The following is a 13,051-nucleotide window of genomic DNA, read 5'->3' as shown; positions in this document are numbered from 1 at the left end:
TATGAATCATGCGCGAACGAGTTTCGTGCTCAATAACACTACATCACTATAGAGAAAGGAGACGATAAATGATTGCACTAGAAATGCGTAGCCTCGCGGGCGGGGAGATTCTGCATGCATATCCACAGAACGCGGCCGATAAACCGTTGCCGTGTATCGTCTTTTATCATGGTTTCACGTCTTCTAAGCTGGTGTACAGCTATTTTGCTGTCGCGTTAGCAGAAGCCGGGTTTCGGGTGATAATGCCAGATGCTGCAGAACACGGTGCGCGCTATCTCGGCGATGAACAAGGCAGGATGCAGCGGTTTTGGCCGATCCTGATGCAGAATTTTGTTGAGTTCCCGGCGCTGCGGGAGGCGATTCGCGAGCAAGGGTGGCTTGCTGACGATAGACTGGCGGTCGCCGGGGCATCAATGGGCGGAATGACGGCGCTGGGCATTATGACCCATCACCCAGAGTTGAAAAGCGTGGCCTGCCTGATGGGGTCTGGCTATTTCAGTTCGCTTTCGCAGAACCTATTCCCGTCGCCCGATTTTTACGTAAAACAACTGGCCGAGTGGGACGTTAGCGAGCAGCTAGATACACTTGCCAGCCGACCGCTGTTGCTTTGGCACGGTGACGAAGATGATGTGGTACCGCCAGGCGAAACGTTCCGCCTTCAGCGCTCATTGCAGCAAAACAACCAGGCCGACAATTTGACTTGTATCTGGCAGAAAGGCGTCCGTCACCGCATTACGCCTGAGGCATTAGCGGCGACGGTGGCGTTCTTTCAGCGTCATCTTTAAACGCGAATCACCTGAACGCCCTGATCTTCAAGCTGCTTGAGGATCGCTTCATCCGCCTGCCTGCCGGTAATCACCAGGTCGATTTGCGCGGCCTGGCTGAATAACATTCCGGCACGCTCGCCAACTTTGCTGCTATCGACCAGCACCGCGAGTTTACCGACGACGTTAAGCATTTTTTGCTCCGCCATTGCCGTCAGCATATCGGTTTTGTAGAGCCCTTCGGCGGTCAGCCCTTTGCCGCTGGTAAACATCCAGTGCCCGGCATACAGGCTATTATCGCTACCTTGTGGGCTCAGAGTGATAGAGTGGCTGCGGTTATACTGCCCGCCCATAATGATGACGCTGTCATGTTCTTGATCGATCAGATAGTTGGCCAGAGGCAGGTAGTTAGTGATGATTTGTACCGGCTTTCCGCACAGTTCCTGGCCCAGCAGGAATGCGGTAGAGCCGCAGTTGATAACGATGCTTTCGCCAGGGTTAACCAACTGCGAAGCCGCGCGCGCAATGCGCACTTTCTCATCGTGGTTTTGCGCCTGGTGAATATTCATAGGCGACCAGCGCGGGCGCTGCTCACTGATAGCTTCCGCACCGTTGCGAACTTTTTTCAGCTTGCCGCTTTCGTCGAGTTTATTGATATCGCGTCGTGCCGTCGCTGGCGAAATTCCTAGCCGGGAAATCACCTGCTCCACGGTGACAAATCCCGTTTGTGCCAGCAAATCCAGTAAAATTTGATGTCTTTGCGCTTCCGTCATGAGCAAATCCGATTAAAAGTGATAAGCAAAGATGATATTTGAAATCAGGTGAAAATACTAATGCCGACGGGGATAATTTCCGGCGGGCGGTCAACGATTACCGCTCGCCGGAGAAGTGTTACAGGAAGGACTTAAACGGCAGGTCCGGTTCCATGGTGAAGCAGTCGTCGAATCCGCGTGGATAGTGGTACTCGAAATTATCCTTATCCAGCGGCCAGGTGAATTTCCCGCCAACCTGCCAGATGAAAGGCTTAAAGCCATATTTCAGACGGTCTTTCTTCATTTCCCACAAGACGCGGATTTCCTGCGGGTCAGCCTGGAAGTTTGACCAGATATCGTGATGGAACGGGATGACGACTTTGGTGTTCAGCGACTCAGCCATGCGCAGGATATCAGCGCTGGTCATTTTGTCGGTAATACCGCGTGGGTTCTCACCATAGGAACCCAGCGCGACGTCAATTTGATGTTCGTTTCCGTGCTTAGCGTAGTAGTTGGAATAGTGTGAATCGCCGCTGTGATACAGGTTGCCACCCGGCGTCTTGAACAGGTAGTTCACCGCGCGTTGATCCATGCCATCTGGCAGTACGCCCGCCGCTTTTTGATCCGCTGGCAGGGTAATCAGTGCGGTACGGTCAAAGGCATCAAGCGCATGGATTTCAACGTCTTTCACTTTGACCACATCGCCCGGTTTCATCACGATGCAGCGCTCTTTCGGCACGCCCCAGCCGATCCACAGATCAACACAAGTTTGCGGGCCGATAAATGGTACGTTATCGGCGCAATTCTGCATCACCGCGGCGGCAACGTTAACGTCGATATGATCGTTGTGATCGTGCGTAGACAGAACGGCGTCAATCTGGCGAATAGCGAACGGATCGAGTACGAACGGGGTGGTGCGCAGATTTGGCTGGAGTTTCTTGACGCCTGCCATGCGCTGCATCTGATGGCCTGTTTTCATCAGCGGATTGCCATGGCTTTGTTTGCCCGTACCGCACCAGAAATCGACACAGATATTGGCCCCGCCTTCTGATTTCAGCCAGATGCCCGTACAACCCAACCACCACATGGCAAAGGTACCAGGTGCAACCTGCTCTTGTTCAATTTCTTCATTCAGCCAGCTACCCCACTCAGGGAAGGTGTTCAGGATCCATGATTCGCGGGTGATGGTTTGTACTTTACTCATTGCGCTTTCCCTCACATGTTGTCAAAAGTAATCACATTGTGATTTGTTTTGAAGAATGCTGCCATCGTTTGTTCAGGAATGCAATCCTGAATTTTACGCTTTGCAGGGATGTAAAAGGGCGACTCAGGTGATGTTAGGCTTTCTTTATTGACCTAGTTATTTATTATTGTGTTGATTTTAATGGGTTAATTTTTGATTTTGATAAATGAGAATTAATTCGTGTACAGATTGAATAATTATTTGCGGCGTGCGTCACATTTAATCAAATATAATCTTGTTGTGATTATTTTTGATTATTAGAGTGATCGCAACAACAAACCCTGGGCGTAATGTACGTTCAGAGCTTTCACCTTCTGGAGCGTGTTATGGAGATTCTCTACAACATCTTTACCGTTTTCTTTAACCAGGTCATGACCAATGCCCCGCTGCTGCTGGGTATCGTGACGTGTCTGGGCTACATCCTGTTACGTAAAAGCGCCAGCGTTATTGTCAAAGGGACGATTAAAACCATTATCGGTTTTATGTTATTGCAGGCGGGTTCCGGCATTTTGACCAGCACCTTCAAGCCGGTCGTCGCGAAGATGTCTGAGGTTTACGGCATCAACGGGGCGATTTCCGATACCTACGCTTCGATGATGGCAACCATTGAGCGTATGGGCGATGCCTATAGCTGGGTCGGCTATGCGGTACTGTTAGCGCTGGCGCTGAATATCTGTTACGTCCTGCTGAGGCGCATTACCGGTATTCGCACCATCATGCTCACCGGACACATCATGTTTCAGCAGGCGGGGCTGATTGCGGTTTCGTTCTACATCTTCGGTTATTCGATGTGGACAACCATTATCTGCACGGCGGTCCTGGTCTCCCTGTATTGGGGGATCACCTCCAACATGATGTACAAACCGACCCAGGAAGTGACCGACGGCTGCGGCTTCTCGATTGGCCACCAGCAGCAGTTCGCTTCGTGGATTGCCTATAAAGTCGCGCCATATCTGGGGAAAAAAGAAGAGAGCGTTGAGGATCTTAAGCTGCCGGGCTGGCTGAACATCTTCCACGACAATATCGTTTCCACGGCCATTGTAATGACGGTTTTCTTCGGCGCGATCCTGCTCTCCTTCGGCATTGACACGGTGCAGGCGATGGCGGGTAAAACCCACTGGACGGTCTATATCCTGCAAACCGGCTTCTCGTTCGCCGTCGCTATTTTCATCATCACTCAGGGCGTGCGTATGTTTGTCGCCGAGCTCTCTGAAGCCTTCAACGGCATCTCTCAGCGCTTGATCCCTGGCGCCGTACTGGCGATTGACTGCGCGGCGATTTATAGCTTTGCACCGAACGCCGTGGTCTGGGGATTTATGTGGGGCACCATCGGTCAACTGATCGCTGTTGGTATTCTGGTGGGCGTCGGTTCTTCCATTCTGATCATTCCAGGCTTTATCCCGATGTTCTTCTCTAACGCTACCATTGGCGTGTTTGCTAACCACTTTGGCGGCTGGCGCGCGGCGCTCAAGATTTGCCTGGTGATGGGCATGATAGAGATCTTCGGCTGCGTTTGGGCTGTGAAGCTGACGGGCATGAGCGCCTGGATGGGCATGGCGGACTGGTCCATCCTGGCGCCACCGATGATGCAAGGCTTCGCCTCCGTCGGCATCGCATTTATGGCCGTTATTATTCTGATTTCACTGGCTTATATGTTCTTCGCAGGACGCACGCTGCGTGCTGAAGAAGATGCGGAAAAACAACTGGCAGATGCTTCTGCTCAATAAGGAGTTTTGACTATGACCGTACGTATCCTGGCTGTATGTGGCAACGGGCAAGGCAGTTCCATGATCATGAAAATGAAAGTGGACCAGTTTTTGACCCAGTCAAATATCGATCACACGGTGAATAGCTGCGCGGTAGGTGAATACAAAAGCGAATTAAGCGGAGCAGACATCATCATCGCCTCCACCCATATCGCCGGGGAGATCACTGTCTCCGGCAACAAATATGTGGTTGGCGTGCGCAACATGCTATCGCCTGCTGACTTTGGTCCGAAGCTGCTGGAAGTGATCAAAGAACATTTCCCGCAGGACGTGAAGTAAGGACGCACCATGAAATTACGCGATTCACTGGCGGAAAATAACTCGATCCTCTTACAGGCCGACGCCAGCACCTGGCGGGAAGCGGTAAAACTGAGCGTTGATCTGTTGGTTAAGGCTGACGTGGTCGAGCCTCGTTACTATCAGGCCATTCTTGATGGGGTTGAACAATTTGGCCCGTACTTTGTGATTGCGCCGGGCCTGGCGATGCCGCACGGGCGCCCGGAAGAGGGCGTGAAGAAAACTGGTTTTGCGTTGGTGACGCTGAAAACGCCGCTGGTCTTTAACCACGAAGATAACGACCCGGTCGATATCCTGATAACGATGGCGGCGGTCGATGCCAACACCCATCAGGAAGTGGGCATCATGCAAATCGTCAACCTGTTTGAAGATGAAGCTAATTTTGACCGTTTACGCGCCTGCCGCACCGCGCAGGAAGTGCTGGATTTAATTGATAACGCCACTGCGGCGGCTGTTTAAAAGGAATATCAAATGTCATTACCTATGTTGCAGGTTGCGCTGGATAACCAATCAATGTCTTCTGCATATGAAACGACGCGCCTGATTGCTGATGAAGTGGACATTATTGAAGTCGGCACCATTCTTTGCGTCGCCGAAGGCGTTCGTGCGGTTCGCGACCTGAAAGCGCTGTATCCGCATAAAATCGTGCTGGCGGATGCCAAAATCGCCGATGCGGGCAAAATTCTCTCCCGTATGTGTTTTGAAGCCAATGCTGACTGGGTGACCGTGATCTGCTGTGCGGATATCAACACCACCAAAGGCGCGCTGGATGTGGCGAAAGAGTTTAACGGCGATGTGCAGATCGAACTGACCGGATACTGGACCTGGGAGCAGGCGCAGGAGTGGCGCGACGCGGGTATCGGGCAGGTTGTGTATCACCGCAGTCGCGATGCACAGGCCGCAGGCGTGGCGTGGGGCGAGGCGGACATCAGCGCCATCAAGCGCCTGTCTGATATGGGCTTTAAGGTTACCGTCACCGGCGGCCTGGCGCTGGAAGATCTGCCGTTGTTCAAAGGCATTCCGATTCACGTCTTTATCGCTGGTCGTAGCATTCGTGATGCCGCTTCGCCGGTTGAAGCCGCGCGTCAGTTTAAACGCTCTATTGCCCAGCTTTGGGGCTAAGGAGCAACTATGCTGTCGAAACAAATTCCGCTCGGCATCTATGAAAAAGCGCTCCCCGCTGGGGAGTGCTGGATGGAGCGGCTGAAGCTTGCGAAAAAGCTGGGTTTTGACTTCGTCGAAATGTCGGTGGATGAAACTGATGCCCGACTGGCGCGTCTCGACTGGAGCCGCGAGCAGCGTCTGGCTTTGGTCAACGCGATTGCTGAAACTGGCGTGCGCGTTCCGTCCATGTGCCTGAGTGCTCATCGTCGCTTTCCGCTTGGCAGTGAAGACGACGCAGTACGTGCGCAGGGGCTGGAGATTATGCGTAAAGCGATCCAGTTCGCCCAGGACGTCGGCATTCGCGTGATCCAACTGGCCGGTTACGACGTTTACTATCAGGAAGCCAACAACGAGACGCGTCGTCGGTTTCGTGATGGACTGAAAGAGAGCGTCGAGATGGCAAGCCGCGCGCAGGTGACGCTGGCGATGGAAATTATGGACTATCCGCTGATGAACTCCATCAGCAAGGCGCTGGGCTACGCGCACTACCTGAATAACCCATGGTTCCAGCTCTATCCCGATATCGGCAACCTGTCGGCGTGGGATAACGATGTGCAGATGGAACTCCAGGCGGGGATCGGGCACATCGTGGCGGTGCATGTGAAAGATACCAAACCCGGTGTATTTAAGAATGTGCCGTTTGGTGAAGGGGTTGTCGATTTCGAGCGCTGTTTCGAAACCCTCAAGCAGAGCGGCTATTGCGGGCCGTATCTGATTGAGATGTGGAGTGAGACCACTGACGACCCTGCGCTCGAAGTGGCGAAGGCTCGCGATTGGGTGAAGGCGCGCATGGCAAGCGCCGGTCTGGTGGAGGCGGCGTAATGCAAAAGCTCAAACAGCAGGTTTTTGAAGCCAACATGGATCTACCGCGCTACGGGCTGGTGACCTTTACCTGGGGCAACGTCAGCGCTATTGACCGCGAACGCGGGCTAGTGGCGATCAAACCCAGCGGCGTTGCTTATGAAACCATGAAGGTAGACGACATGGTGGTGGTGGATATGGACGGTAATATCGTAGAAGGCCAATACCGTCCTTCTTCTGATACCTCCACCCATCTGGCGCTGTATCGTCGCTATCCGAGTCTTGGCGGCGTGGTGCATACCCACTCTACTCATGCGACGGCCTGGGCGCAGGCGGGGTTAGCCATTCCCGCGCTAGGGACGACCCATGCGGACTACTTCTTTGGCGATATTCCCTGCACCAGGGCATTAAGTGCCCTGGAGGTTGAAGAGGCCTATGAGCTGAACACCGGGCACGTCATCATCGAAACGCTGGGCGAGGCCGAACCTCTGCATACGCCGGGTATCGTGGTCTATCAGCACGGTCCGTTTGCCTGGGGCAAAGATGCGCATGATGCGGTGCATAACGCAGTAGTGATGGAAGAGGTAGCGAGAATGGCGTGGATTGCCCGCGCGATTAACCCGCAACTGAAGCCCATCGATAGCTGGCTGATGGACAAACACTTTATGCGTAAACATGGGCCAAACGCCTATTACGGGCAAAAGTAAGGTATGTGCTCCGGAGCTTTTCATCGTAATGATGAATCAACCGGTCTGGCTCCGGAGCCTTTTTAGTTTTGTTGATAAGCCGACGGCATACAACGCATGCCAATTAGCGTCAGCACGCAGAGAATCGCTCCGGCGTAAAATGTTGAGGCGGCACCGAACACTTCCCACAGCACGCCCGCCCCGGCGCTTGCCAGCAGCAGGGCAACGCCGCTCATCAGGTTGAACATTCCGAACGCTGTGCCTCGCAGTTCTGCCGGTGCCGTATGCGCTACCATCGCTGCCAGCAACCCTTGAGTCATTCCCATATGAATGCCCCACAGCGCCACGCCCGCTAACAGCGTGCTCCAGTGACCGCTTAAGGCCAGCACAATATCGGCAGCAATCAGTACCAGCAGGCCCCATTGCAGCATTTTGCTGTGGCTTGCGCGGTCCGATAATTTACCGAATGGATAGGCGGTCAGGCTGTAAACCAGGTTCATCGCGACCATCACCAGCGGAATGGCGAACAGCGGGATTTCCATCTGCTGGGCGCGTAGAACCAGGAACGCTTCACTGAAGCGGGCGAGGGTAAAAGTGGAGCCAATAGCCACAACCCACCAGTAGGCCGCAGACAGTTTTTGTAAATTCTCGCGGCGCAAAGGGTTAGTTCGTTTCTGGGTGACCGGCGTTTTTGGCTCTTTTAACCCAAAGCCCAACAGGACAATAGAGAGGACGGCGGGAATTACCGCGACCCAGAAAATAGACTGGAAATCATTATCCCAGAGAAACATCAGCGCGACCGCAAGCAGCGGCCCCAGGAACGCGCCAATGGTATCCAGCGCCTGGCGCAAACCATAGGCGGCACCACGGATTTCCGGCGGTGTGACGTCGGCGACCAGCGCATCCCTGGGCGCGCCGCGTATTCCTTTGCCGATGCGGTCGAGCATCCGCGCGCTAAATACCATCCCGGAAGTGGGCGCAATCGCGAAGAGCGCCTTGCTCAACGCGCCCAGGCCATAGCCAAGCAGCGCCAGCCCCTTGCGCTTGCCCACATAATCACTAATTACCCCGGAAAAGACTTTTAGCATCAATGCGGTGGCTTCTGCGACGCCTTCGATAATGCCGATAATAATGACGCTGGCACCCAGCGTAGTCGCCATAAACAGGGGAAGAAGGCTATGGATCATCTCTGATGAAACATCCATCAGCAGGCTGACGCCGCCAAGAACCCAAACCCCTTTTGGGATACGACTTAACGTCGCAAAGCGCGGGACCATGAATCGCTCCGGATAATCATGCCGTTAAACGCTGATTAAATCAGGTTATAGTGACTCTGATAAGTCCGGAAACGAAATAATGCGCAATCGCATTAAGACTTCGCCCCGCAATGGAGGCGAAGTCAAAAAGACGGGGAGTTAGCGGTAAATAGCTGCACTGGCATGAATCAGGCCATTGCTTCCTGGCTCATGGAGCAGGATCGGCTGAAAATATTTCGCTCCTTCGGCATCGCTCTGCTGGCTAAGCGCCCGATCGGCTTCTTGCTCAGTGGCCATATTGTGGTTGATATAGATAACGCCAAGGCTCTGCACATCGTCCATGTTGCGTGCCTGACGCCCATCGATTTTGATGGCTGCCAGCGCGTTGGCGCTCAGCAAAAGCGCAGCCATCATGGTAATGAGGATATATTTCATACTCTACGCTCCTTACTGACAGTCCTGACGTTAACCCGGTTCCTTTAGGTTATGGATTGCTGCTGATCTAAGTGTAATTGCTGTCTGCCGGGCGTATCGCGACCATTTCTGATGCAGTTGTTCAAAAAATTGTCGCATCCGTCATTGATGAATTTTAAATCACTGGTTTAGCGTGACTTTGCTCTTAGTGCGAATTATCTACGCAATTCACTTGTCTTAAACCGCTTGCGCACGTATTATGACGCGTCAATTTTTCAGCCGCCCTTTAATCACGTTCCTTGCCTCCATGGGCCGCGGCTGACCCAGACAGGAGGCTGAATAATCCGTAAGGAGCAATTCGATGCGTCATTACGAAATCGTTTTTATGGTCCATCCTGACCAGAGCGAACAGGTTCCGGGTATGATCGAACGTTACACTGGTGCAATCACTGCAGCAGAAGGTACGATCCACCGTCTGGAAGACTGGGGCCGCCGTCAGCTGGCTTATCCGATCAACAAACTGCACAAAGCTCACTACGTTCTGCTGAACGTTGAAGCCCCGCAGGAAGCGATCGATGAGCTGGAAACTAACTTCCGCTTCAACGACGCCGTTATCCGCAGCATGGTAATGCGTACTAAGCACGCTGTTACCGAAGCATCTCCGATGGTTAAAGCGAAAGACGAGCGCCGTGAGCGTCGCGAAGATTTCGCAAACGAAACCGCAGATGATTCCGAAGCTGGGGATTCTGAAGAGTAATCCTGATGACCAATCGTCTGGAACTGTCCGGCATAATCTGCAGGACTCCACTTCGTAAGGTCAGCCCGTCAGGAATTCCACACTGCCAGTTCGTGCTTGAGCATCGTTCAGTGCAGGAGGAAGCTGGTTTTCACCGGCAGGCATGGTGCCAAATGCCCGTTATTATTAGCGGACACCAAAACCAAGCCATTACTCACAGTATAACGGTCGGTAGCGCAGTAATCGTTCGAGGGTTCATTTCTTGCCACAAGGCAAAGAACGGCTTGAGCAAAATGGTTCTGCATGCCGAGCAGATTGAATTGATAGATTCTGGAGACTAGCCATATGGCACGTTATTTCCGTCGTCGCAAGTTCTGCCGTTTCACCGCGGAAGGCGTTGTTGAGATCGATTACAAAGACATCGCAACGTTGAAAAACTACATTACCGAAAGCGGTAAAATTGTCCCGAGCCGTATCACCGGTACTCGTGCAAAATACCAGCGCCAGCTGGCTCGCTGCATCAAGCGCGCTCGCTACTTGTCCCTGCTGCCGTATACCGATCGTCATCAGTAATCGGCCGCTGTCTATTAACGACTTTAAGAGGATAAGGTAATGCAAGTTATTCTGCTTGATAAAGTAGCAAACCTGGGTAGCCTGGGTGATCAGGTTAACGTTAAAGCGGGCTATGCTCGTAACTTCCTGGTACCACAGGGTAAAGCTGTTCCTGCTACCAAGAAAAACGTTGAATTCTTCGAAGCACGCCGTGCTGAACTGGAAGCCAAACTGGCTGACGTTCTGAACGCTGCTAACGCACGTGCTGAAGCAATCAACGCACTGGGCACCGTTACCATCGCGTCTAAATCTGGCGACGAAGGTAAACTGTTCGGTTCCATCGGTACCCGCGACATCGCTGACGCTGTAACTGCAGCTGGCGTTGCCGTCGCTAAGAGCGAAGTTCGCCTGCCGAACGGCGTTCTGCGCACCACCGGTGAGCACGAAGTGGACTTCCAGGTTCACAGCGAAGTCTTCGCTAAACTGGTTGTTAACGTTGTAGCTGAGTAATTTTTTACTCAACTCGCGTCGAGACGCCGGCCTTGTGCCGGCGTTTTGCTTTTCTACCTTTGCCCAATCTTTTCTCTGTATGGTAGCTATTCTTAGCAACTTTCTGGATAATAAAATAAAACACTATTTTATTTCTGGTGAAGTGAATGGACGCACCCTCAATTTTTTCCCGTAAGAAAGTGGCCTTTGCCTGCGCAACCCTCTGCTGTCTGTTATGGGGAAGTGCTTACCCGGCGATCAAGAGCGGTTATGAACTGTTTCAGATAGCCACTGATGACATATCGTCAAAGATAGTTTTCGCGGGCTACCGTTTTTTATTTGCCGGTATGCTCCTGCTGCTCTTTGCCCTGATACAGCGAAAACCCATCAGTCGCCTGAAGGGGCGTCAGTATGGACAGCTGGTGGTGCTGGGACTAACGCAAACCTCTATCCAGTATATTTTTTTCTATATTGGGCTCGCGTTTACCACCGGCGTCAAAGGGTCGATTATGAATGCCACCGGTACCTTCTTCAGCGTACTGCTGGCGCACTTTATCTACCAAAATGACAAGCTAAGCTACAACAAAACGCTCGGCTGTATTCTTGGTTTTACCGGCGTGCTGCTGGTGAACTTTAACCATTCGCTAAGCGACTTCAGTTTTATCTGGCTGGGAGATGGCTTTGTGGTGCTGGCGGCTTTTGTTCTGTCGGCGGCGACGCTCTACGGTAAGCGCATTTCGCAAACGGTAGACCCAACGGTGATGACCGGCTGGCAGCTGGCTTTTGGTGGTATTGCGCTGTTAGTTGGCGGCTATCTGAGCGGGGGCACGCTCGCCGTACATGGCACTGCATCCGTGTTGATTCTGGGCTATCTGACGCTCCTTTCTTCCGTCGCTTTTGCGCTATGGAGCATCTTACTCAAGCACAATCGCGTGGGCATGATCGCGCCGTTTAACTTCCTGATCCCCGTTTCCGGCTCGGTACTGTCGGCCATTTTCCTCGGCGAAAATATTTGGGATTGGAAATATGTTGTTGCGCTGGTGCTGGTGTGTACCGGGATCTGGTGGGTGAATAAGGCAGGAAAAGTAAGCTAGTCCGCTATTGATTGTTGCTCCCCAAGGACTTCCCTCGGGGAGCTTTTTTTACTTCTGCTCGGCCTGAATTTTTTTCAGCAGCGGGGTGAGCTGAGGATTATTCTTCTCAAAATTAGCGTACATCGGCTGTACGATTTCGATGAATGGCGTCTTATCCACCTTGTAGACTTTTACGCCCATTTTATCCAGCTTCGCAAATTCCTTCTGTTCCTCTTCGCTCCAGAGCATTTTCATATACTCCATCGATTCCTTGGCGGCTTTAAGAACTGCGGCTTTGTCGGTATCGTTTAGTTTATCGAAGGCATTATTGCTCATCAGTAAAACGTCAGGGACCATGGTGTGTTCATCAAGGCTGAAGCTTTTCGCCACTTCGCCGTGGCGCATTGTGGTGAGCGCCATAACGCTATTTTCCGCCATATCGACAACGCCCTGCTGCAATGCGGTGTAAAGCTCACCGTAATCGAGCGGTGTAGGATTGCCGCCCATCACCTTGATCATTTCAACCGCACCTGGGCTGGGCTGGACTCTGACTTTTAATCCTTTTAAGTCAGCCGGCTTAAGAATCGCTTTATTGCCATAGAAGCTGCGGGAACCTCCATCATAGAAAGTCAGGCCAAAATAACCCTTACTTTTTGTTGAGTTAAGAATCTCTTGCCCGGCTTCCCCCTGCATAATCTGGTAGTAGCTTTCACGGTCGCGGAAAAGATAAGGCAAACTGAAAATTTTATAGGCGTTTTCAAACGATTCCATTTCTGCGGCATTGGTTTTTACCAGCTGGATTGCGCCGGAGCGAATAAGCTCCATGGTTTCGCGCTGGGTTCCCAGCGTGCCGTTAGGATAAATACGGATTGTCACCTCGCCATTAGAATATTCTTTGGCTTTAGTCGCAAAATTTTCCATCGCCTTATGGACCGGATGCGTTTTATCCTGGTTATGACTGAGCTTAAGCGTCACGGCTTGCGCACTGCCGAGAGATAACATCAACAATGTGCTAAGAAGCGTGGCCGATAATTTTATTTTCATTGTTATTTCCTTAT

At 52.3% G+C, this 13,051-nt stretch carries 17 protein-coding genes; 12 read left to right on the top strand and 5 right to left on the bottom strand.

Annotated elements, in window-relative coordinates:
* Positions 1 to 68 precede the first annotated feature (68 nt).
* Positions 69 to 785, top strand: coding sequence for an esterase (yjfP, locus tag HV213_RS26300; protein WP_181483915.1), 717 nt, complete (start codon positions 69 to 71; stop codon positions 783 to 785).
* Here the strand turns inward: yjfP and ulaR are convergent.
* Together ulaR and ulaG are read right to left on the bottom strand one after the other, a co-directional pair.
* A complete protein-coding gene (ulaR, locus tag HV213_RS26295; RefSeq protein WP_142514473.1) occupies positions 782 to 1,537 on the bottom strand; it encodes an HTH-type transcriptional regulator UlaR in 756 nt (251 codons plus the stop codon). The genes yjfP and ulaR overlap by 4 nt on opposite strands.
* A 118-nt stretch (positions 1,538 to 1,655) precedes the next feature.
* Positions 1,656 to 2,720 carry an L-ascorbate 6-phosphate lactonase gene (ulaG, locus tag HV213_RS26290; protein WP_181483914.1) on the bottom strand — a complete coding sequence of 355 codons (1,065 nt, stop codon included), beginning with the start codon at positions 2,718 to 2,720 and terminating at the stop codon, positions 1,656 to 1,658.
* A gap of 365 nt (positions 2,721 to 3,085) precedes the next feature.
* Here ulaG and ulaA point away from each other — a divergent pair, with 365 nt between their 5' ends.
* Genes ulaA through HV213_RS26260 form a run of 6 tightly spaced genes read left to right on the top strand, consistent with a single transcriptional unit; the run spans position 3,086 to position 7,494 of the window.
* Positions 3,086 to 4,486: a PTS ascorbate transporter subunit IIC gene (gene ulaA, locus HV213_RS26285; RefSeq protein ID WP_181483913.1), complete on the top strand. Its 1,401-nt coding sequence runs from the start codon at positions 3,086 to 3,088 to the stop codon at positions 4,484 to 4,486.
* Positions 4,487 to 4,498: 12 nt separating this feature from the next.
* On the top strand, positions 4,499 to 4,804 hold the full coding sequence (ulaB, locus tag HV213_RS26280; protein WP_045439008.1) for a PTS ascorbate transporter subunit IIB: 306 nt from the start codon (positions 4,499 to 4,501) through the stop codon (positions 4,802 to 4,804).
* 9 nt (positions 4,805 to 4,813) lie between these two features.
* Entirely contained in the window at positions 4,814 to 5,281 is a 468-nt protein-coding gene (gene ulaC, locus HV213_RS26275; RefSeq protein WP_181483912.1) for a PTS ascorbate transporter subunit IIA, read from the top strand.
* A 12-nt stretch (positions 5,282 to 5,293) separates the two neighbouring features.
* Complete coding sequence (ulaD, locus tag HV213_RS26270; RefSeq protein WP_110274456.1) at positions 5,294 to 5,944, top strand: 3-keto-L-gulonate-6-phosphate decarboxylase UlaD; 651 nt, start codon at positions 5,294 to 5,296, stop codon at positions 5,942 to 5,944.
* 9 nt (positions 5,945 to 5,953) lie between these two features.
* Complete coding sequence (ulaE, locus tag HV213_RS26265; RefSeq protein WP_181483911.1) at positions 5,954 to 6,808, top strand: L-ribulose-5-phosphate 3-epimerase UlaE; 855 nt, start codon at positions 5,954 to 5,956, stop codon at positions 6,806 to 6,808.
* Positions 6,808 to 7,494 (top strand): L-ribulose-5-phosphate 4-epimerase, encoded by a 687-nt coding sequence (locus HV213_RS26260; protein ID WP_181483910.1) that lies wholly within the window; start codon positions 6,808 to 6,810, stop codon positions 7,492 to 7,494. Before ulaE ends, HV213_RS26260 begins: the two co-directional genes overlap by 1 nt.
* A gap of 62 nt (positions 7,495 to 7,556) precedes the next feature.
* On the opposite strand, the gene HV213_RS26255 is transcribed toward HV213_RS26260, so the two are convergent.
* Both HV213_RS26255 and HV213_RS26250 read right to left on the bottom strand, forming a co-directional pair.
* Positions 7,557 to 8,750, bottom strand: a complete 1,194-nt coding sequence (locus HV213_RS26255) for an MFS transporter (RefSeq protein WP_181485216.1) — start codon at positions 8,748 to 8,750, stop codon at positions 7,557 to 7,559.
* A 138-nt stretch (positions 8,751 to 8,888) separates the two neighbouring features.
* Positions 8,889 to 9,164: a YdgH/BhsA/McbA family protein gene (locus HV213_RS26250; RefSeq protein ID WP_181483908.1), complete on the bottom strand. Its 276-nt coding sequence runs from the start codon at positions 9,162 to 9,164 to the stop codon at positions 8,889 to 8,891.
* A gap of 340 nt (positions 9,165 to 9,504) precedes the next feature.
* Between HV213_RS26250 and rpsF the strand changes: the two genes are divergently transcribed.
* The 5 genes from rpsF (at position 9,505) to HV213_RS26225 (ending at position 12,014) form a co-directional block, all read left to right on the top strand.
* Complete coding sequence (rpsF, locus tag HV213_RS26245; protein ID WP_004098001.1) at positions 9,505 to 9,900, top strand: 30S ribosomal protein S6; 396 nt, start codon at positions 9,505 to 9,507, stop codon at positions 9,898 to 9,900.
* A 5-nt stretch (positions 9,901 to 9,905) separates the two neighbouring features.
* Positions 9,906 to 10,220: a primosomal replication protein N gene (gene priB, locus HV213_RS26240; protein ID WP_086530325.1), complete on the top strand. Its 315-nt coding sequence runs from the start codon at positions 9,906 to 9,908 to the stop codon at positions 10,218 to 10,220.
* A 4-nt stretch (positions 10,221 to 10,224) separates the two neighbouring features.
* Positions 10,225 to 10,452, top strand: coding sequence for a 30S ribosomal protein S18 (gene rpsR, locus HV213_RS26235; protein ID WP_002210155.1), 228 nt, complete (start codon positions 10,225 to 10,227; stop codon positions 10,450 to 10,452).
* A 39-nt stretch (positions 10,453 to 10,491) separates the two neighbouring features.
* Positions 10,492 to 10,941 carry a 50S ribosomal protein L9 gene (gene rplI / locus HV213_RS26230; protein ID WP_110274450.1) on the top strand — a complete coding sequence of 150 codons (450 nt, stop codon included), beginning with the start codon at positions 10,492 to 10,494 and terminating at the stop codon, positions 10,939 to 10,941.
* 146 nt (positions 10,942 to 11,087) lie between these two features.
* Positions 11,088 to 12,014 carry a DMT family transporter gene (locus HV213_RS26225; RefSeq protein WP_181483907.1) on the top strand — a complete coding sequence of 309 codons (927 nt, stop codon included), beginning with the start codon at positions 11,088 to 11,090 and terminating at the stop codon, positions 12,012 to 12,014.
* Between the two features lie 48 nt (positions 12,015 to 12,062).
* On the opposite strand, the gene HV213_RS26220 is transcribed toward HV213_RS26225, so the two are convergent.
* Positions 12,063 to 13,037 carry a TRAP transporter substrate-binding protein gene (locus HV213_RS26220; RefSeq protein ID WP_181483906.1) on the bottom strand — a complete coding sequence of 325 codons (975 nt, stop codon included), beginning with the start codon at positions 13,035 to 13,037 and terminating at the stop codon, positions 12,063 to 12,065.
* Positions 13,038 to 13,051 lie beyond the last annotated feature (14 nt).

It is taken from the genome of Klebsiella sp. RHBSTW-00484 (genome assembly GCF_013705725.1).
Classification (GTDB): domain Bacteria; phylum Pseudomonadota; class Gammaproteobacteria; order Enterobacterales; family Enterobacteriaceae; genus Klebsiella.
This window is presented reverse-complemented; position numbering and strand designations above follow the sequence as displayed.

Excerpts from the sequence above, each read along its gene's own strand:
- yjfP (WP_181483915.1), top strand. The coding sequence starts at position 69 with ATGATTGCACTAGAAATGCGTAGCCTCGCGGGCGGGGAGATTCTGCAT.
- ulaR (WP_142514473.1), bottom strand. The coding sequence starts at position 1,537 with ATGACGGAAGCGCAAAGACATCAAATTTTACTGGATTTGCTGGCACAA.
- ulaG (WP_181483914.1), bottom strand. The coding sequence starts at position 2,720 with ATGAGTAAAGTACAAACCATCACCCGCGAATCATGGATCCTGAACACC.
- ulaA (WP_181483913.1), top strand. The coding sequence starts at position 3,086 with ATGGAGATTCTCTACAACATCTTTACCGTTTTCTTTAACCAGGTCATG.
- ulaB (WP_045439008.1), top strand. The coding sequence starts at position 4,499 with ATGACCGTACGTATCCTGGCTGTATGTGGCAACGGGCAAGGCAGTTCC.
- ulaC (WP_181483912.1), top strand. The coding sequence starts at position 4,814 with ATGAAATTACGCGATTCACTGGCGGAAAATAACTCGATCCTCTTACAG.
- ulaD (WP_110274456.1), top strand. The coding sequence starts at position 5,294 with ATGTCATTACCTATGTTGCAGGTTGCGCTGGATAACCAATCAATGTCT.
- ulaE (WP_181483911.1), top strand. The coding sequence starts at position 5,954 with ATGCTGTCGAAACAAATTCCGCTCGGCATCTATGAAAAAGCGCTCCCC.
- HV213_RS26260 (WP_181483910.1), top strand. The coding sequence starts at position 6,808 with ATGCAAAAGCTCAAACAGCAGGTTTTTGAAGCCAACATGGATCTACCG.
- HV213_RS26255 (WP_181485216.1), bottom strand. The coding sequence starts at position 8,750 with ATGGTCCCGCGCTTTGCGACGTTAAGTCGTATCCCAAAAGGGGTTTGG.
- HV213_RS26250 (WP_181483908.1), bottom strand. The coding sequence starts at position 9,164 with ATGAAATATATCCTCATTACCATGATGGCTGCGCTTTTGCTGAGCGCC.
- rpsF (WP_004098001.1), top strand. The coding sequence starts at position 9,505 with ATGCGTCATTACGAAATCGTTTTTATGGTCCATCCTGACCAGAGCGAA.
- priB (WP_086530325.1), top strand. The coding sequence starts at position 9,906 with ATGACCAATCGTCTGGAACTGTCCGGCATAATCTGCAGGACTCCACTT.
- rpsR (WP_002210155.1), top strand. The coding sequence starts at position 10,225 with ATGGCACGTTATTTCCGTCGTCGCAAGTTCTGCCGTTTCACCGCGGAA.
- rplI (WP_110274450.1), top strand. The coding sequence starts at position 10,492 with ATGCAAGTTATTCTGCTTGATAAAGTAGCAAACCTGGGTAGCCTGGGT.
- HV213_RS26225 (WP_181483907.1), top strand. The coding sequence starts at position 11,088 with ATGGACGCACCCTCAATTTTTTCCCGTAAGAAAGTGGCCTTTGCCTGC.
- HV213_RS26220 (WP_181483906.1), bottom strand. The coding sequence starts at position 13,037 with ATGAAAATAAAATTATCGGCCACGCTTCTTAGCACATTGTTGATGTTA.